General features: G+C 70.2%; 15 protein-coding genes. 3 read left to right on the forward strand and 12 right to left on the reverse strand.

Translation table 11 applies throughout. The annotated features are described in order from the left end of the window. Positions 1-119: 119 nt before the first annotated feature. The 8 genes from trxA to RM479_RS15050 all read right to left on the reverse strand — a co-directional run bounded on the left by trxA (position 120) and on the right by RM479_RS15050 (position 11915). A complete protein-coding gene (trxA, locus tag RM479_RS15015) occupies positions 120-443 on the reverse strand; it encodes a thioredoxin (protein ID WP_274811125.1) in 324 nt (107 codons plus the stop codon). A 67-nt stretch (positions 444-510) separates the two neighbouring features. Beyond that, positions 511-1443 carry a thioredoxin-disulfide reductase gene (gene trxB / locus RM479_RS15020; RefSeq protein ID WP_311512354.1) on the reverse strand — a complete coding sequence of 311 codons (933 nt, stop codon included), beginning with the start codon at positions 1441-1443 and terminating at the stop codon, positions 511-513. A gap of 219 nt (positions 1444-1662) precedes the next feature. Further along, entirely contained in the window at positions 1663-2499 is an 837-nt protein-coding gene (locus tag RM479_RS15025) for an anti-sigma factor family protein (protein WP_311512355.1), read from the reverse strand. Next, complete coding sequence (gene sigM / locus RM479_RS15030; RefSeq protein ID WP_311512356.1) at positions 2496-3122, reverse strand: RNA polymerase sigma factor SigM; 627 nt, start codon at positions 3120-3122, stop codon at positions 2496-2498. The genes RM479_RS15025 and sigM overlap by 4 nt, the downstream gene beginning before the upstream one ends. 23 nt (positions 3123-3145) lie before the next feature. Then, a complete protein-coding gene (locus RM479_RS15035; protein ID WP_311512357.1) occupies positions 3146-4741 on the reverse strand; it encodes a protein kinase family protein in 1596 nt (531 codons plus the stop codon). A 276-nt stretch (positions 4742-5017) separates the two neighbouring features. After that, positions 5018-6808: a murein biosynthesis integral membrane protein MurJ gene (murJ, locus tag RM479_RS15040; RefSeq protein WP_311512491.1), complete on the reverse strand. Its 1791-nt coding sequence runs from the start codon at positions 6806-6808 to the stop codon at positions 5018-5020. Positions 6809-6964: 156 nt separating this feature from the next. After that, a complete protein-coding gene (gene murJ, locus RM479_RS15045; protein ID WP_311512358.1) occupies positions 6965-8815 on the reverse strand; it encodes a murein biosynthesis integral membrane protein MurJ in 1851 nt (616 codons plus the stop codon). Positions 8816-8996: 181 nt separating this feature from the next. Continuing rightward, positions 8997-11915 carry a DUF6049 family protein gene (locus RM479_RS15050; protein WP_397222233.1) on the reverse strand — a complete coding sequence of 973 codons (2919 nt, stop codon included), beginning with the start codon at positions 11913-11915 and terminating at the stop codon, positions 8997-8999. Here RM479_RS15050 and RM479_RS15055 point away from each other — a divergent pair. Beyond that, complete coding sequence (locus RM479_RS15055) at positions 11878-13362, forward strand: CCA tRNA nucleotidyltransferase (protein WP_397222235.1); 1485 nt, start codon at positions 11878-11880, stop codon at positions 13360-13362. The two genes, RM479_RS15050 and RM479_RS15055, sit on opposite strands and share 38 nt — an antisense overlap. Before the next feature lie 70 nt (positions 13363-13432). On the opposite strand, the gene RM479_RS15060 is transcribed toward RM479_RS15055, so the two are convergent. Together RM479_RS15060 and RM479_RS15065 are read right to left on the reverse strand one after the other, a co-directional pair. Beyond that, complete coding sequence (locus RM479_RS15060; protein ID WP_311512360.1) at positions 13433-14161, reverse strand: class I SAM-dependent methyltransferase; 729 nt, start codon at positions 14159-14161, stop codon at positions 13433-13435. Between the two features lie 128 nt (positions 14162-14289). Next, positions 14290-14739 (reverse strand): rhodanese-like domain-containing protein, encoded by a 450-nt coding sequence (locus RM479_RS15065; RefSeq protein WP_311512361.1) that lies wholly within the window; start codon positions 14737-14739, stop codon positions 14290-14292. Between the two features lie 94 nt (positions 14740-14833). On the opposite strand from RM479_RS15065, the gene RM479_RS15070 reads away from it, so the two are divergent. Further along, complete coding sequence (locus tag RM479_RS15070) at positions 14834-15292, forward strand: Lrp/AsnC family transcriptional regulator (protein WP_311512362.1); 459 nt, start codon at positions 14834-14836, stop codon at positions 15290-15292. A 45-nt stretch (positions 15293-15337) separates the two neighbouring features. After that, positions 15338-15883, forward strand: coding sequence for a GNAT family N-acetyltransferase (locus RM479_RS15075; protein ID WP_311512363.1), 546 nt, complete (start codon positions 15338-15340; stop codon positions 15881-15883). Between the two features lie 7 nt (positions 15884-15890). On the opposite strand, the gene RM479_RS15080 is transcribed toward RM479_RS15075, so the two are convergent. Further along, complete coding sequence (locus RM479_RS15080) at positions 15891-17183, reverse strand: MFS transporter (protein ID WP_311512364.1); 1293 nt, start codon at positions 17181-17183, stop codon at positions 15891-15893. Between the two features lie 53 nt (positions 17184-17236). After that, positions 17237-18307: an inositol-3-phosphate synthase gene (locus RM479_RS15085; RefSeq protein ID WP_311512365.1), complete on the reverse strand. Its 1071-nt coding sequence runs from the start codon at positions 18305-18307 to the stop codon at positions 17237-17239. Between the last annotated feature and the right edge of the window lie 287 nt (positions 18308-18594).

The following is an 18594-nucleotide window of genomic DNA, read 5'->3' on the forward strand; positions in this document are numbered from 1 at the left end:
ACATCAGGGCGGAGTCGCTCAGGCGGCCCTGGGTCGCCTGGCGAGGAGGAGGTCCTCCCCGTGCTCACGAGAGTGACGAAAGGCCCCCAGGGGCGACCTGGGGGCCTTTCGCGGATCGCCTACAGGTACTCGGCCAGCTCGGCCTCAAGGAGGCGCTTGGGCTTGGCGCCGATGATCTGCTTGACGACCTCGCCGTCCTTGTACAGGTTCATGGTCGGCAGCGACATCACGCCGTAGGCCCGCGGGGTCTCCGGGTTCTGGTCGGTGTTGAGCTTGACGACCTCGATCTTCTCGCCGTGCTCCTGGGCGAGCTTGTCCAGGACCGGGGCCATCTGCTTGCACGGCCCGCACCAGTCGGCCCAGAAGTCCACCAGGACGGGCTTGTCGCTCTTGAGGACCTCGACCTCGAAGGTGGCGTCGGTGACGGTCTTGACGGCGGACATGGTTCTCCTTGTTCGATGAGACCTGTTGGCGGGGCCGGGCCCGTGCGGGCGGCCGACCTGTGGGGTTCTAGTTGCCGTGCTCGGCGAGGAAGCGCTCGGCGTCCAGAGCGGCGGCGCAGCCCGTGCCGGCGGCGGTGATCGCCTGCCGGTAGCTGTGGTCGACGACGTCGCCGGCGGCGAAGACGCCCTCCAGGTTGGTGCGGGTGGAGGGGGAGTCCACCTTGACGTAACCCTCGTCGTCGAGCTCGATCTGGTCGCGGATCAGGTCGACCCGCGGGTCGTGCCCGATGGCGACGAACACACCGGTGACGTCGAGGGTGCCGTCCTCACCGGTCTTGTTGTCGTGGATCTTCAGCCCGCTGACCCTGTCGGTGCCGAGGACCTCGACCACCTCGGTGTTCCACAGGAAGGAGATCTTCTCGTTGGCGAAGGCGCGCTCGGCCATGATCCGGCTGGCGCGCAGCTCGTCCCGACGGTGGACCACGGTCACGGACTTGGCGAAGCGGGTGAGGAAGAGGGCCTCCTCCATGGCGGTGTCGCCGCCGCCGATCACCGCGATGTCCTGGTCGCGGAAGAAGAACCCGTCGCAGGTGGCGCACCAGGAGGTGCCGCGGCCGGACAGTTCCTTCTCACCCGGGACGCCGAGCTCGCGGTAACCGGAGCCGGTGGCGAGGATGACCGTGTGCGCGAGGAAGGTCTCACCGCCGGCGGTGACCTCCTTGACGGGCTTGGTCAGGTCCACGGCGGTGACGTCCTCGGGGACCAGTTCGGCGCCGAAGCGCTCGGCCTGCTTGCGCAGGTTGTCCATGAGGTCCGGACCCATGATGCCGTCGGGGAAGCCGGGGAAGTTCTCCACCTCGGTCGTGTTCATCAGCGCGCCGCCCGCGGTGATGGAGCCCTCGAACACCAAGGGGCGCAGTTCGGCTCGGGCGGCGTAGACGGCGGCGGTGTACCCCGCCGGTCCGGAACCGATGATGATGACATTGCGGACGTCACTCACGCTCGTAGGCCCTTCACACGATCAGATGCCCCGGCCACGGGATGGTGACCTCGGGGGAGAGTCGGTATAGCACAACCGATGGTAGGCGCACCTGATTCCCCTGGGCACATCCGCCCTGGTTACGGGGGCGGGGTATGCCGAAGGCCCGGTACGGCGGGAGGTCCGGCGCTCCGTCGGCGAATCGTCCTGTCGACGTGTCGACAGGACGACGCGGGCCGTTCAACGGGTGGTGAGGGTCTCCTGTTCGAGGACGCCGTCGGGGCTCTCGCAACCGGCCGGGTCCACCACGTACACCTCGGTCGTGTCGCCCGTCGGGGCGAACAGCACCCAGGCCGGTGCCCCCTCGAACCGGGCGTCGTCGACCAGGCTGAAGCGCACTCCCAGCCGCTCGCCCAGGGTCACCGCGCACTCCTCGATGAGGATGGAGCCGTCCTGCGCCTTCCCCTCCGCGCCGTACCCGCTCTCGGGGACGGTCGCGTCGAGCACGTCGGCGGCCTGGTCCGCCAGATCCTTCGAGGTGTAGTCGGTGCCGCTGCCGACGATCTCCGGCTTGTAGGGCTGGGCGGCGTCGGGTACGGCCTCCTCGCCCTGCTCCTCTTGCAGCAGGGGCGCGGCGCTGCCGCCGACGGCGGATTCCTGCTGGGTGGACATCACCGCGTTGAGCACGGCCCCGCCGCCACCGACGACGACCGCGCCCGCGGCTGCGAGCATCATCAGCCGAGGCAGGTTCATCCCGTTGAAGCCGCGCTTCTTCGGGCGGGTGAACGGGACGACCGGTGCCACCGGTCCGTCCGCCTCCGTGGTGGTGTCGTCGGAGCCGGCACGTTCGCGCACCGCCTCGTCGATACGTCGGTCGAGGAGGTCGGCGACGTCCTGTGGCATGGGCGGGACCGGCGGCACGTCGGCGAGCACTCCGTTGACGGCGGTGAGCTCGTCCAGTGTCGCCGCGCAGAGCGCGCAGGTCTCTATGTGGTGGGCAACGGTGCGTTCCTCGTCGGGCTCCAGTAGCTCCTCGGCGAAGAAGGCGAGTGCCTCCACGTCAGGATGGGACGTCACGATGGGTTGGCACCTCCTCTCCCAGTTGTGACGTCTCGGGGGGGATGAGGGTTCCTCAGGTGGGCCAGAGACGGAAGAAGTTTGGCGCGACCTCGCGCACATCGGCTCTTGACCGTGCCCGTCGCCACATCGAGGATCTGCGCGGCCTCCTCCACCCGGTAGCCGAGCATGTCGACGAGGGTGAGGGCCATGCGCTGGTCGAGGGGGAGGGTCTCCAGGGCGGCGTGCACGTCCAGGCGGGCCTCGGTCTGGGAGGCGTGGTCGGGTCCGCCGCCGACGCGGCCCAGCCGGTCGTTGGAGAGCACGTCGAGGGTGTCGTCCTCGGTGGGGGTGGCCGGGCGCGCCTTGCGGCGGCGCAGCCGGTCGTGGCAGGCGTTGACGACGATGCGGTGCAGCCAGGTGGTCACCTGGGACTCGCCGCGGAAGCGGTCGGCCGAGCGGAACGCGGACAGGAAGGCGTCCTGGAGGGCGTCCGAGGCCTCCTCGCGATCACCCATCATGCGCACGGCGACGGCCCAGAGACGATCCCGGTGGCGTCGCACGAGCACCGCGAACGCCTGGTCGTCACCCTGGGTGTGTCTTGTCAGAAGCTCCCGGTCAGGAAGCTCTTGGACCGCGTCCATCAGTGTCGATCACATATCCCCGTCTACTCGACGCCGAGTACCTCTACCTCGTAGATGCTCCCACGGTACTTGCCGTCGTTGTCCACCGGCAGTTCGGTGAACCAGATGAGGACGTACTGACCGGAGGTCGGTGTCTCCAGCTCGATCGGCTGTTCACCGGTCACCGAACCGGACCAGACGGCCGGCATGGCGGCGTCCACCGCCTCCATCTCGCTGGGGTGCGAGGCCGCCTGGTCGCCGATCCGCACCTCGACGGTGTGGTCGGCGGTGGGCAGGTACAGGTTCAGCCCGTGGACCTCACGGCTGGAACCCAGGTCGACCAGGAGGCCGACCCCGTCCTTGGTGCTGCCCATGGGGTCGTTGTAACTCTCGGTCTTCCAGGGCTCCCCGGCGGTGTCCCCGTCGTGCGCCCTGTGCGCGTTGTTGCTGTGCTCGTTGCCGTCGCCGGAGGGCAGCGGGTCGTACCCCTCGGCACCGGAGATGTCGAGAAGTACCGTTTCGACGGTCTCCTCGCCGCCGGCCTGCTCGCTGCCGTCACCGCTGGGCTGGGCCTCGTCGTCGTTGCGCATGTTGGAGCCGAACATCCAGGCGCCGGTGACCACGGCCGCGAAGAGCACCACGGCGAGCACGCCGATGATGATCTTCTGCGGGGATCCCTGTCGCTCGGCGGCCCGGCGGTCCATGCGCGAGGGCGCGGGACGTTCGCTCCGCATGGCCGCGGCGGACCGCGGTCCCGTCCCGTTGCGGGAGGAGCGGCGCGGGCCGGTGGAGCCGAACTCGCCGGTGCGCCGCGAGGTCCCGGGCTCGGGCGGCGGGGCCGCCTCGGCGGGGGCGACGGGCAGCGGGATGAGTCGGGGTACGTCCGCCATGGCCGCGCAGAACTCGCCCGGCGAGGTGATCGCCGGGCCCGGGACCACCTGGCCCACGAGGTGGGGCAGGGCGGCGCGAGTGGTGATGGAGGCCAGGGGCTCGCCGACACCTTGGCGGATCTGGTTCGCCGGGTAGGGGCCGGAGGGACCCTGGGGGGCCGGGGGCAGGCTGTTCTGCGGTCCGCCCGGCCAGGTGCCGGTCAGGGCCGCGTACAACAGGTTGCCCAGCCCCTGGGCGTCGATGGCGGCCGGGTCGGCGACGGGGGCGCCCAGCAGGGCGGCGTCCACACCGATACCGGTGACCTTGACCGCTCCGCCGCTGCTCCACATGAGCTTGCTCGGCGTGAGACACAGGTGGTACAGGCCGCCCGCGTGCGCGGCGGCGATGGCCTCGGCCGCCTCGGCGACCAGGCCGGCGGCGCGTTCGGGGTCCAGGGGACCTTGGGACAGCAGGTCGGCCAGGGAGGAGCCGACCACCCACTCCTCGACCACGTAGGGGATGGGAGGAGTGTCGTCGGCGTCGAAGACCTGGGTGACGCGCGCGTCGGGGATGCGGCTGGTCGCTCGGGCCGCGCGGACCACTTCGGACGTGCGTGGGAAGCCCTCGGCGAACGTCCACACGGCCACGGGCCGTGCGAGTGTCTCGTCGGTGGCCTTCCAGCGGGTGGCCCCACCGGTCTCGCTCACCACCTGGTCAAGGCGGTACCGGTTGGCCAGCTTCGCCCCGGGCTCGATCAGGAAGGTGCTCATGATGGGAGTGACGGGTGCCAGTGCCGGTGCCCGGCGCGGTCCGTGTCGCGATCCTGTGCGGACCGGTGCGTCACGGGGTGCGCGTGCAGGGGGTATCGGCCCTGTCTGCTGTCCCCAGCCTCCCTTCGGGCAGCTCGGATGAACAATGTGGTGGCGGTCAAGCGATGCTCGTCCATGCTAGGACGCCTGAACAGCATCTTTGGAGGACAACGGGTGTCCGTTCACCTTCTGGGACGTAGCGGCCCTGGGGTGCCCAAGGCCATCCATTCCCGGTGATCAGCGACGTCGCAGTCGGGTCTTGAGCAATTCGAGGAATGATGTGACTTCGGTCACATTGAGGAACTTGGCACTGACCACGAACAGTACGCCACCCACGACACCTCCGATGACCATCGACGCGAGTCCGGGCCAGAAGTCGCCGGACAGCCCTTGGAACACGTGGATCATCGCGATTCCGAAGACGGCCGAGGGGACCGTGGCCAGGTGCAGCTTGAACAGGGTGACCGCCGTGTGCCGCCCGTCCAGGCCGTTCAGCCGCTTGTGCAGCATGTACCACATGATGATCGCACCGACGATGTAGTAAAGCCCGTAGGGGATCGGCAGTAGCACCACCACGTGCTGTGGTTCCACGACGAACAGCAGGGCGATCGCGGTGGTCGCGTGCGCGATCTCCGACGGGATCGCCACCAGGGCCGGGGTGCGCGTGTCACCGAGCGCGTAGAACACCCGCATCTGGAGCTGGAACAGGGTGAACGGGATCAGCATCACGCAGAAGACCATGAGGATGCGACCGATCGCGGCTGCGTCGGCGGCGCTCGTGCTGCCCTGGGCGTAGATCATCACGCAGAACGGGATCGCGAAGACGATCATCGCCACCGAGATCGGCACGATCAGCACCGAGGAGAGCCGGAAGCCCCGGGAGAAGTCGCTGCGCACCTGGTCCTTGCGGCCGGCCGCCACGTGCTCGCTCATCCGCGGCAGCAGTGCGGTGATCACCGAGACGGCGATGATCGCGTACGGGAGCTGGAACAGCATCGACGCGAACTTGTACGCCGCGATGCCCGAACCCGACTCGAAGCCCAGCTCGGCAGCCCGGGTCCCGGCGCGGGAGGCCACGTTCGTGGAGACGAGGGCGCCCAACTGGGCGACGACGATGTAGAGCATCATCCACGAGGCGGCCTGGGCCGCCTCGCCCAACCCCGCGCCCCGCAGGTCCAAACGGGGGCGCCAGCGGAATCCCGCCGCGCCCAGCGCCCACAGCAGCACCAGCGCCTGGACGACCTGACCGGCGGCCGTACCCAGACCCAGCAGCATCAGCTCACCGGAGGTCACCGTGTCCGGGGTGCGGCCGGGTCCGGCGATGTGCAGGAACCAGACGCCGATACCGATGATCACCACGTTGTTGAGCACCGGGGCCCACATCGGCGCCCCGAACCTGCCGCGCGCGTTGAGCATCGCGCTGGCCAGACCGCTCGCACCGATGAAGAAGATCTGGGTGACCAGGTACCGCGCCATGATCACCGACACCTCGAACTGGGCGCCGGTGAACTCGCCCGCGTAGATGCGGATGAACCACTCCGACAGCAGCACCGAGACCCCGGTGATCAGGAGCAGCGACACCAGCATCAGGGTGACCAGCCGCTGCTCCGTCTTGTTCCCTCCGTCGACGTCCAGCCTGCGCCGCTTCACCAGGAACGGGACGAAGACACTGGCCAGCAGACCGCCGATGAGCAGGTCGTAGACCATGTACGGGACCATGCCCGCCACCTGGTAGGCGTCGCCCAGCATCTGCGTGCCGATCGCCGCCGCCAGCACGATGGTGCGGACGAACCCGGTGGCGCGCGAGAACACGGTGCCCAGCGCCATGATCGCGCTGGACTTGGCGAGGTTGCCCGGGGCGGTGTGGGTGCTGCCGCCGATCTCGTCGCCGTCCTCCATACCGGCGCGGTCGGCGGTGCCCAGGTCGCCGATGTCGCTCGGGTCCCGGCGCGTGGTCAGCCCGGTCTCGGGCTCGGTCGCCGGTTCGTCGCGCTCGTAGACGTCGAGGACGTCCTCGGGCATCACCATCTGGCGACGGCGTCGTTCCCCGGAGGCCCGCTCTCCGGGCCTCGTACCGGAATCCTGCTCGTGGGGGTCTTCGCTGGACACCGTGGTCTCGTCCTTGTCTCGTGGAGCGGGGGCGGTATCCCGGCGGGGGTCAGGGCCGGGAACGTCGATGCGGGATCAACGACGCAGGCGGCCGCGGATCAGTTCCACCGCGGCGCTCAACTCCGGGACCCGCAACAGCCGGGCGGTCACGAGGAAGAACAGCGCGCCGAGAAGGCACCCGGCCGCGGGGGCGCCGAGGTAGGTGAGCAGGCCGGGGCCGACGTAGGTGTCGAAGAGCCAGAGCACACCGAAGCCCGCCGCGATGCTCGGGACGACGGCCAGGTGCAGGCGCAACAATGTGCCCATGATGTGCTTTCCGTCAAGCCCTCCGATACGGCGGCTCAGCACGGTCCCGGCGATGACCAGACCGGACAGGAACGAGAACATGAAGCCAGCCGCGACGCCCACGACCACCTGCTCCGGGGGCAGGAACAGGTAGGACACCAGCGCCAGAGCGGCGTGTACGGCCAGGTTGGCGATGGCGATCATCGCCGGGGAGCGGGTGTCCCCCATGGCGAAGAACACGCGCAGCATGAGCTGGAAGATCGTGAACGGCACCAGCCCGAGCGACATCACGGCCAGGATCTGGCCGATGTTGGCCGCGTCGGCCACCGAGATGGACCCGCGGGCGAACGCCAGGATCGACAGCGGCTGGGCGAACAGGGCGATCGCGAAGGCCATGGGCACCAGCACGAACGCGGAGATCCGCAGGGTGCGGGAGAAGTCCGACCGGACCGCGTCCCAGTCGTGGTCGTCGGCGTGCGCGCTCATCCGGGGCAGGAGCACCGTGATGAGGGAGACCGCGATGATCGCGTACGGGAGCTGGAACAGCTGGTAGGCCAGGTTGTAGGCGGTGATGCCGGCACCGACGTCGCGCCCCTGCTCGATGGCGGTGACGTTGGCGGCGTTGGCGATGTTGGTGGTGATCCACAGCCCCGCCTGCGTGAGCAGGGTGTACATCATCATCCAGCCGGCGGTCCTGAGGGCCTCGCCCAGTCCGGAACCGCGCAGGTCCAGGCGGGGGCGCCAGCGGTAACCGGTGCGCGTCAGTGCCACGAACAGCACCAGGGCCTGGAGGACCATGCCGGCGGCCGTGCCGGCGCCCAGGAGGTTCAGCTGGCCGTCGGTGACGGTGCTCGGGGTCTGGCCGGGACCGGCCATCCACAGGAACACGCCCGCCACGGACATGATCACCAGGTTGTTGAGCACCGGTGCCCACACGGCGGCGCCGAAGTACCCGCGGGTGTTGAGCATGGCGCTGAGCAGACCGCTCAGGCCCACGAAGAAGATCTGCGACAGCAGGTAGCGGGCCAGGTACACCGACACGTCGAACTGGTCCCCGGTGAACCGGGATCCGTACAACCAGATGAGGAACTCGGCTGCCGCGATCGCCACGGCGGTGAGCAGGAACAGCGCCACGAACGTGGTGGTGAACAGCCGGTCCTCGGTCGCCTTGCCGCCGTCGGCGTCGCGCTTGCGCCGCTTGACCAGGAACGGCACCACGACGCTGGCCATCAGGCCGCCGATGAGCAGGTCGTTGAGGATGAAGGGGATCGTGTGCGCCGTGTGGTAGGCGTCACCGAGCAGGTGGGTGCCGATGGCGGCGCCCAGCACGATGGTGCGGGCGAAGCCGGTGATCCGGGAGGCCATCGTGCCGACCGCCATGATGGCGCTGGAGCGCATCATGCCGCCGCCGGTGTCCGACGCCGTTCCGCCGTCACCGCCTCCGCCTCCGTCGTCGCCCCCGTTCCGGTCCTCCCCGGGGGAGGGGACGCCGGGAACGGCCGGTTCGGGCAGCTCGCCCTCCTCGAACGAGGGGACGGGTCCGCCCGAGGGGCGGATCGGGTTCTCACCGGGGAGAGGACCTTCGGGCTGGGAGGAACGACGGCGGTGTTTTCCGCCATCGTTCGGGGAGTCGGTGACCACCGTGGATCAGGCTTCCTTTCGTCCGACTGGGAGGACCCGGCGGGACCGGGCCGTCGGCTCCGCGTTCGGCCGGGTCGGGCCGTGTCCGAGGCGCGCGGGGCGCGTCGACACGGCGACGTGATGATGTGTCGACATGGCGCCCTGTCGCCGAGCGGTCATGTCGATCGGGGGATCGGAGGGCTCACGACCCTTCGCCGCGCGGGGGCGCGGTGTTCCCGTCGGGCGTCCTCGTGTCGTCGCCGGGTGCCCCGTCCTCCTGAGAGGGCGTGTCGCCCCCCTCGGTTCGCGGGCCCGGGTGGGCTCCGCCGGTGTCCGTGTCCTCGTCCGAGCCCTCCTGGGAGGCGGCTGCGGCGGGGGTGTCCTCTTCGGGGGTCCCCCCTGCGGCCCGCTCGGCTTCCGCCGCCGCCCGGCTCCGACGGACGATCCACCTGCGCAGGGCGCGCGGGGCCAGGGCGGCGATGAGGATCAGCGCGCCGACACCACTGATCAGCAGTGCCTGGGTGCCCAGACCGGTGGCGTTCACCGGAAGCTGGACGGCCTGGCTGTTGATCGGTTCGCCGGCGGAGTTGTGCAGGCTGGCGTGCACCACGGTGCGCCCGTTGATCCGGGCCGACAGCGGCACGTACACCGTGGTCTTGGCCCCCGGGGCGATCTCGAAGTGGGTGTCGTACTCGCCGATGCTCAACCGCTCGGCGTTCTCGGAGAACACCGACAGGTGCACGTAGACGGACTGGTCCTCCAGGTCGTTGGCGACCAGGATGCCGGTGATGCCGGTCCGGCTGGCGAGGGTGACGTCCTCACCGGGGATGATGCGCACGTCCCCCAGACCGTCGTCGACCTTCGCCATGACCAGGGCGCGCATGTTGCCGGCCACGGTCTCCTCGTCGCGCCAGTGCACGGACTCCAGGCGCACCAGGGCGGGCCGGAACGGGTCCTCGTCCTCCACCAGGATGCTGTTGAACATCCGCACGTCGCGGCTGACGTCCTCGACCAGGCCCAGGTAGGTGGAGCCGAGTTCGTTCTCGGCCGCGCGGTCGGGGTAGTCCAGCGATCCGCGGACGTCCTCCCACTCCTCCTCGGCGGGCGGTTCGATCTCGTCCAGGCGCTCCGCGGACAGCCAGGGCAGATCGTCCGTGGCCGCGAGCACGCCCTCGGCGAACTCCCGGCTCGGGTCCCACCCGGAGTCGGGGGAGGCCACGATGACCCGGTCGCCGCCCACGTTCTCACCGGCGATCATCGCGGTCTCGGCGACGAACCGCCGCAGCGCCAGGGCGGTGTCCCCCGGGGTGTCCGTGGGCATCGACAGGATCTCGGTGATGCCCTCGTCGGCCACGAGCGCCATCGGTTCCTCGTCGGAGTCGCCCTCCGAAGCGGGCAGCGGGGCCTGGGCGGTGGGGGTGGTGAAAAGCAGGCTCTGGGCGGGCAGCGCGTCCTCGGCCAACAGGAAGCGGGTGGCCCCCTCCTCGGCGAACAGGGTGTGCACGGCGTCGTCCATCAGCCCCTCGGCGGGAAGGGCGAAACGTTCGTCGGCGGGGTTCCCCAGCGCCCGTTCGACGGCCTCCCGACCGATGCGGAACGAGGCCTCGGCGTCGCCGTCCATCTCGTTGCGGAGCAGGGCCGCCAGGTCGGGGGAGGCGTAGGGGGTGGCCACGACCGTGTCGAGGGACAGTACGCGGCGCGCCTCGCGCAGCCACACCTGGGCGGCGACGTCGGCCTGCACGCTCTCCCGGTCCGGGTCGGACCCGGCGGGCACGGTCAAGGGGTCGTTGACGACGTCGTGTTCGTCGGCGGCCATGCGCAGGATGTCGTCGAGGGTGCCGGGGTCGACGGCCCAGGTGATGGGCACACCCTCGGTGCGGGACGGGTCGGTCTCCTCGGACCCGTTCTCCTCCTCGCCCTCCCCGCCGTTCTCCTCGCCCTCGTCCTGATCATCGGTCTCGGTCTCGTCCGGGGGCACCGGACCGGCGGTCTCCTCGGCGGTGGCCTCCTCGTCGAGGGGGGACTCGGAGGGCTCGGCGTTCAGTCCGAGGAGTTCGACGAGGTCCTCGTCGCCGGGGGCGAAGGACACCGGGGTCTGGGCGCCCACGGACAGCAGCCGGCCCAACCGGCCCTCCTCCGCGACGGTCGTCGACAGGCCGTCGCCGAGGAAGGTGTCGTCGTCCGCGCGCTGGGGCGGGGCCATCAGCGGCCACACCCAGGCGATGTCGACGGCGGGCGGGTCGTCCTCGTCGCCGACGTAGGGGAGGAAGGTGTACCGGGCGCCGATCACGGCGCCGTCGCCGTCGACGGCCTCGATCACCAACGGGTAGACGCCGTAGGAGCCCAGGCCCAGTTCATCGGCGGGCACGCTCAACGAATACGAGTGGCCGGCGCCGGGGGGCAGTTCGTCGGTGATCTCGTCCTCGGGGCCTGGCGCGTCGGGCTGCCAGCCGTCGCCGGAGGCGAAATCGTCCAGGGCGTCGCGGTCGACGAAGGGGTGCTTGGAGTACCGCACGCGGACGCTGACCTCGTGCATGCTCTCCGAGGTGGTGTTGGTCACCTCACCCGAGATGCGCAGAGTGTCCTTCTCGTCGAGGGCGTCCGGCGTGATCCGCTCGACGACGAGCGGCTCGGCGCCGTCCGAGGGCTCGGCCGGGACGGCCGACGCGGACGTGGCCGGGAACGGAAGCAGCGCGGTGGCCAGGGCCATGACCACCGGCACGGAGGTGATTCGACGCAACGCTTGACCGGTTTCCTGATTCGGGTCCAGAGGGCCGACCCGCCGGGATCTCGTCGCGAGGGCGGGAACGGTCGGGGTGCCCGCACGGCGCACACGACGTTCGCGGGTCGGGTGGACGCGGAGAACACGACCATCGCGCTCCACCACTGCACCCGAAGATACCGTCTCCCTCACATCCGGGGTCTGGCGAGGACCTTCGTGGGACGTGTCGTCGGGACACGATCGCACATCGAACGGGCGTGTTCGGGCGTTCGGACGACCGAGCCGTGCCCCGCGCGCCCCGGGCGCCGACGCCCCGGAAACGATTCGCGGTTTGCTCGCGAGGCCGCCTAACCTGCGTTGTGTGCCGAACACAGAGTCTTCGAGTGAGAACGACGTCATGCCGACCACGGCGGGTGCGCCGACCCCCGCGCAACTGTCCGCGATAGCCGAACTGGTCGAGTCGTCCCGTCCCGTCTCGGATGGACTCGGCGGTCGGTTCGCCGAGCACGGGAAGGAACTGGCCCTGGTCGGCGGCCCCGTCCGGGACGCCCTTCTCGGCCGGCCGTCCCACGACATCGACCTCACCACCGACGCCGTGCCCCAGCGGGTGCTGGAACTGGTCGACGGCTGGGCCGACTCGGTGTGGACCGTGGGCATCGACTTCGGCACCGTCGGACTGCGCAAGAGGGATCTCCAGCTGGAGATCACCACCTACCGCAGCGAGTCCTACTCTCCCAAGTCCCGCAAGCCCGAGGTGGCGTACGGCACGGAGATCGAGGACGACCTCCTGCGCCGCGACTTCACCGTCAACGCCATGGCGGTGCGCCTGCCCGCCGGGGAGTTCGTCGACCCCTTCGGCGGCCTGGCCGACCTGCGGGCCGGGATCCTGCGCACCCCGGGCAAGCCCGAGGACTCCTTCAGCGACGACCCGCTGCGCATCATGCGGGCCGTGCGGTTCGCCGCCCAGCTCGGTTTCGAGCTCGCCCCGGAGGTCGCCGACGCGGCCCGGGACATGGCCGATCGGCTGACCATCGTCTCCGCCGAGCGGGTCCGGGACGAGCTGGCCAAGCTGATGCTCAGCCCGGACCCGAGCCGGGGCATCGGGCTCATGGTCGACCTGGGCATCGCCCCCCACGTCCTGCCGGAGGTCCCCAAGCTGCGCCTGGAGATCGACGAGCACCACCGGCACAAGGACGTCTACGAGCACTCCCTCACCGTCCTGGACCAGGCCATCGAACTGGAGCGTTCGCGAGGGCACGAGCCCGACCTGGTCCTGCGCCTGGCGGCGCTGCTCCACGATGTCGGCAAGCCCAAGACGCGCGCCTTCGAGGGGCCCGGACGGGTGACCTTCCACCACCACGAGGTGGTGGGCGCCTCCATGAGCCGCAAGCGCCTCACCGCGCTGCGCTTCCCCAAGGACGTCATCTCCGACGTCGCCGCCCTGGTCGGGCTGCACCTGCGCTTCCACGGGTACGGCAAGGGGGAGTGGACCGACTCGGCGGTGCGCCGGTACGCCCGCGACGCCGGTCCGCTGCTGGAACGGCTGCACATCCTCACCCGGGCCGACTGCACCACCCGCAACCGGCGCAAGGCGGCGGCCCTGGCCCGTTCCTACGACGACATCGAGCGGCGCATCGAGGCCCTCGCCGAGCAGGAGGAGCTGGACCGCATCCGGCCCGACCTGGACGGCAACGAGATCCAGGAGATCCTCGGCCTCGGGCCGGGGCCGGAGATCGGCAAGGCCTACCGCTACCTCCTGGAACTGCGCCTGGAGAACGGGCCGATGGAGAAGGAGGCCGCGATCGAGGAACTGCGCGCCTGGGCTGCCGAGCACCTGTCCTCCTGACCCCTCGGCCCGCCCGCCACCGTCCTCGCCGGGCGGTCCGCGGAGGCGCCCGGTGTAGTGACCTGAGAGGTCAGGGCCGACCGGGCTTGACGGCGGTGACCGCCATCGCCGTCCCGAACACCCGCAGCGGCGTCCCCTCCAGCACGTCCGACAGGGATCGGAGGGGGCGCGGGCGCCGGTCGAAGGCCGGCATCAGGTAGTCGATCGCCCGCACCCGCAGGCCGACCCCTCGCAGCAGTCGGCCCATCTCCTGGGTGGTGAACGCGCGGACGTCGGACATCCGCCCGTGCAGCGGGGGCACCCACGGCAGGAACGGCGCGGTCAACGCCGGCATGCGCCGATCGCCCCACAGCACGCCGTGGGTCTCGAAGGGGAACCACCGGTTGGAGGTGGTGAGCGAGAACGCCCCGCCGGGTTTGAGGACGCGGTGGATCTCGCCCAGCGCCGACCCCAGGTCATCGATGTGCTCGATCGCCTCGAACGCGGTGACACGGTCGAAGGTGTTGGGATCGAAGGCGAGCGAGTCGGCCGACATCTTGTGAAGGCCGATCCGATCCTCCAACGGGGTGCCGGCGATGCGCTCGGCGAACAGGTCCAACCGCTGCGGCTCCAGGTCGATGGCGTCGACCCGGACGTAGTCGTCGGCGATCTCGACGGTGTGGGCGCCGTCGCCACAACCGATGTCGAGCAGCCGGTCCCCTCGGACGGGCAGGTGCCGCGAGACGGCTCCGACCCGTTTGGCCACTCCGCGTCGCCCGAAGGCGCCGGAGGGATCACCGATCCCCGGCCCATCGTTCATGGCACACCATCTCTCCGCATCGACGAGTCCTTGGCCGGGACACTACAGCAAGTGATGGATTGATCACGGAAAGATCGATCGCTGTAGGGACATGTCGACACCCCGGCTTCGGAATCCGGCCGTCCCGCTCAACAGGCGCAGGTGGGGGTGCCCTCGGGGGCGGTCAGCGGGTCGGCGGGGGAGCGCCGGACCCCGTCGGCGGTCTCCACCGCGAAACCCTCGCGGATCCAGTACTCGATGCCGCCCGCCATCTCCTTGACGCGGTACCCCAGGCGGGCGAACTCCAGGGCGCCCCTGGCGGCGCCGTCGCACCCCGGGCCCCAGCAGTACACGACCACCGGTCGGGACGGGTCGACGAGCGCTCCCGCCTCCGCGGCGATCCGGGTCCTGGGCAGGTGTACCGCGCCGGGTACGTGGGCCTGGTCCCAGGCGACGTCGGCGCGGGTGTCCACCAGGGTGAAACCCGGGTCCCCGGTCGCCATGGCGGCACTCACGTCGGACACGTCGGTGTACAGGGCCAGACGCGCCGAGAAGTGGGTGACGGCCTCGGAAGGGGCGGCGAAACGCGATGTCATCATGTCGACAAGGCTAGATTCGGGGACCGATCGGGGAACAGGTGTGATCCACGGTCTCACCTTGTCCCGACCGTGGAACACGCGGTATATCCCTTTCATGACCGATGTATCCCTGGACGAGACCGATCTGCGCCTGTTGACCGCCCTCCAGGCCGATGGCCGGGCCGGGTACGCCGAGCTGGCCCGGACCGTGGCCATGTCCGCCAGCGCCGTCGCCGAACGCGTGCGCCGGTTGGAGGCCGCCGGCGTCATCTCCGGTTACACCGCCGTCGTCGACCCCGAGCGGTTGGGGTTCACCGTGTCCGCCTTCGTCCGCCTGTCCTACCCCAACGGCAACCACAGGCCCTTCCACGACCTGCTGTCCACCACGCCCGAGATCCTCGAAGCCCACCACATCACCGGTGAGGACTGCTTCCTGCTCAAGGTCCTCGCGCGTTCCATGCGTCACCTGGAGGAGGTGGTGGGTCGCGTCGCCACCCTGGGCGCGGTCACCACCAACGTCGTCTACTCCAGCCCGCTCACCGGGCGCGCGCCCACCGAGGCGCGAAGGGCGTGACGGCGGTCATTGCGCGGATCGGACCTTCGGCATGACACTGGCGCGATGAGCCTGACCACCTGGTACCTGGAGATGACCGACCTCGGTGACCTGCGCCCCGCGCGGGAGCCGGAGGGCGACGTGCGGTTCGTCCGTGTGGGGATCCCCAGTCCCGCGTTCAGCCGGTTCCTCTACGAACGCGTCGGCGGTGACTGGCAGTGGGTCGACCGCCTCACCTGGACCCCGGATCGGTGGAGGGCCTGGGTCGACCGACCCGCCGTGGAGACCTGGGTGCTCTACCAGGACGGCGCTCCCGCCGGCTACGCCGAGTTGGAGGCCCAAGACGACGGCGCGGTCGAGATCCTCTACTTCGGTCTCATGCCCGGCTTCCTCGGCCGCGGGCTGGGCGGCCATACCCTCACCCTCGCCCTGCGTCGCGCCTGGGACCTGGCCGACCGGCTCCCCGGTCGGGAGCCCACCCGCCGGGTACGGCTGCACACCTGCTCCCTCGACGGCGAGCACGCGCTCGCCAACTACCGCGCGCGGGGCCTGGAGATCTACAGGACGACACACGAACAGGTCGACACGTCGACCAAGGGACGTGTCGCCTGAGACCCGCTCACGCCTCCGTGGTCTCGGGCAGCGCGACGGTGACGCGCTCCCTGAGGGACCAGGCCAGGCTCGCCGCGAGGTAGACGGCGGCCATCCCGATCACCACCGTCGCCCCCGCCCCCGAGGGCGGCACCAGAGCCGCGGCCAACGCCGCGCCGAGCACGAACGTGGCGTTGAAGAGCACGTCGTACACCGAGAACACACGGCCGCGGAAGGCGTCGTCGACATGTCGCTGTACCAACGTGTCGACGGTGACCTTCACCCCCTGGGACACGAACCCCAGCACGAACGCCGCCACCGGGAACAGCACGGGTGAGAACGGCAGGGCGAAGAGCACCAGCGCCACCGCCGCCGCCAGCAGTTGGAGTCGGATCCACGTCCCCGGCGTCATCCGCCTCGTCGCCCACGGGGTGGCCACCGCGCCGAGGAAGAACCCGATCGCCAGCACCGCCGCGGCCACGGAGAACCCGGCCAGGCCCGCCACCCCGCCACCGGTGAACGTGTTGTCGTACAGCAGCAGCGTCATCAGCGAGGAGATCCCGAACAGCGTCCGGTGCAGCCCGATCGTGGCCAGGGCGTCCCGGGCCGGCGGGCGCGACCAGATGTGCCGCACCCCGGCGACCATGCCGCGCACCGAGCCCCGCACGGCGTCCCGCACCTCCACGGGTTCCCGCTCCAGGTGGGGGCCCAGCTCCCGGTATCCCAGGGAGAGGGAGACCAGCCCGGCGCCGACGAAGCCGAGAGCGGCGGTCACCAGGACGACGCCCGTACCGAGCGCTCCGGCGCCGCCGAGCACCCCGAGCACCAGGCCGGCCCCGGTGCCCAGCGAACTCGCCACGGTCCCGCAGGTCGGCGTGACGGCGTTGGCCATCATGAGCTGTTCGCGCGGCACCACGTACGGCAGCCCCGCGGACAGCCCGGACAGGAAGAACCGGTTGACGCTCAACACCAGGAGCGCCGCGACGAAGAAGGCCGGGCCCTCGCCCCCGGTCACCACCACCGCGCTGACCACCGCCAGCACGGCCTTGGCCAGCGCGGACAGCAGGAGCACCTGGCGGCGCGGCCACCGGTCGATGAGCACCCCGGCGAACGGCGCCACCACCGAGAACGGCAGGAGCAGCACCGCGAAGGCCGTCGCCACGGCGGCGGCGCTCGTGTGCTGCTCGGGGTTGAAGAAGACGAAGCCGGCCAGGCCCGCCTGATAGACCCCGTCGGAGAACTGCGAGACCAGCCGGGTACCGAAGAGCCGGCGGAACCGGGACCCCTGGAGAACCGTGCGCAGATCGCCGAAGAAGGACACGCCACCAGGGTAGGGCGTGCCCGGGGCCGGCCCGGCCCCGGGCACGCCCCGCGCTACTCGCCCGCGATGAAGCGCTCGACCGCGTCGTGCGCCTCGGCGTCGCTGTACTGCTCGGGCGGCGACTTCATGAAGTAGGAGGAGGGCGCGAGGATCGGGCCGCCGACGCCGCGGTCCTTGGCGATCTTCGCGGCGCGCACCGCGTCGATGATGATGCCCGCGGAGTTCGGGGAGTCCCAGACCTCCAGCTTGTACTCCAGGCTGAGCGGCACGTCGCCGAAGGCGCGACCCTCCAGGCGCACGTACGCCCACTTGCGGTCGTCCAGCCACGGCACGTGGTCCGAGGGGCCGATGTGCACGGCGCCGGCCTTCAGTTCGTGGGGGATCTGCGAGGTGACCGACTGGGTCTTGGAGATCTTCTTGGACTCCAGGCGGTCGCGTTCGAGCATGTTCTTGAAGTCCATGTTGCCGCCGAAGTTCAGCTGGTAGGTGCGGTCGACGATCACACCGCGGTCCTCGAACAGCTTCGACAGCACCCGGTGGGTGATGGTCGCGCCCACCTGGGACTTGATGTCGTCGCCGATGATCGGCACGCCGGCCTCGGTGAACTTGGCGGCCCACTCGGGGTCGGAGGCGATGAACACCGGCAGGGCGTTGACGAAGGCCACGCCCGCGTCGATCGCGCACTGGGCGTAGAACTTGCCGGCCTCCTCCGAGCCCACGGGGAGGTAGGAGACGAGGACGTCGGCCCCGCTGTGCTTGAGGGCGGCGACCACGTCCACGGCGTCCTCGGGGGACTCCTGGATCATCTCCCGGTAGTACTTGCCGAGACCGTCGTAGGTGGGGCCGCGCATGACGGTGACGCCGGTGGGCGGCACGTCGCAGATCTTGACGGTGTTGTTCTCACTGGCCACGATGGCGTCGGCCAGATCGTGGCCGACCTTCTTGGCGTCCACGTCGAAGGCGGCGACGAACTCGATGTCGCGCACGTGGTACGGACCGAACCGAACGTGCATCAGGCCCGGGACCCGGGAATCGGGGTCGGCGTCCTTGTAGTAGTGCACGCCTTGGACGAGCGACGCCGCACAATTGCCGACGCCCACGACGGCTACACGTACCGAACCCATTGGTCCTTGCTCCTTCTCGTTCGCGAACATGGATGCCACGGCGCACGACGGCGCCCCCGTGCCCTGGGGCCGGTGGGGGACGGCCGCCCCGCGTTCGTTCTCCGTATGTGCTCAGCGGTTCGCACGGTGTTTCTGTTCCCGACCCGGACGGTCGGGCGGGGGAGGAACATGCGTCTCCGCCTGTTTTGTTCGGATATGACTCTATCTTCGGTCATCCGGGGAACCGCATGTCACGCCGGGTGACACCATCGTTCCGCAAGCGCCGGTACCCTTCCGTGTCCATCGCC

The organism is Nocardiopsis lambiniae (assembly GCF_031845465.1).
GTDB classification, from domain to species: Bacteria; Actinomycetota; Actinomycetes; order Streptosporangiales; family Streptosporangiaceae; genus Nocardiopsis; species Nocardiopsis lambiniae.

Coding starts and splice junctions, on each gene's coding strand:
- trxA (WP_274811125.1), bottom strand. CDS start 443: ATGTCCGCCGTCAAGACCGTCACCGACGCCACCTTCGAGGTCGAGGTC.
- sigM (WP_311512356.1), bottom strand. CDS start 3,122: ATGGACGCGGTCCAAGAGCTTCCTGACCGGGAGCTTCTGACAAGACAC.
- RM479_RS15035 (WP_311512357.1), bottom strand. CDS start 4,741: ATGAGCACCTTCCTGATCGAGCCCGGGGCGAAGCTGGCCAACCGGTAC.
- murJ (WP_311512491.1), bottom strand. CDS start 6,808: ATGGTGATGCCCGAGGACGTCCTCGACGTCTACGAGCGCGACGAACCG.
- RM479_RS15050 (WP_397222233.1), bottom strand. CDS start 11,915: ATGACGTCGTTCTCACTCGAAGACTCTGTGTTCGGCACACAACGCAGG.
- RM479_RS15060 (WP_311512360.1), bottom strand. CDS start 14,161: ATGAACGATGGGCCGGGGATCGGTGATCCCTCCGGCGCCTTCGGGCGA.
- RM479_RS15065 (WP_311512361.1), bottom strand. CDS start 14,739: ATGATGACATCGCGTTTCGCCGCCCCTTCCGAGGCCGTCACCCACTTC.
- RM479_RS15070 (WP_311512362.1), top strand. CDS start 14,834: ATGACCGATGTATCCCTGGACGAGACCGATCTGCGCCTGTTGACCGCC.
- RM479_RS15075 (WP_311512363.1), top strand. CDS start 15,338: ATGAGCCTGACCACCTGGTACCTGGAGATGACCGACCTCGGTGACCTG.
- RM479_RS15085 (WP_311512365.1), bottom strand. CDS start 18,307: ATGGGTTCGGTACGTGTAGCCGTCGTGGGCGTCGGCAATTGTGCGGCG.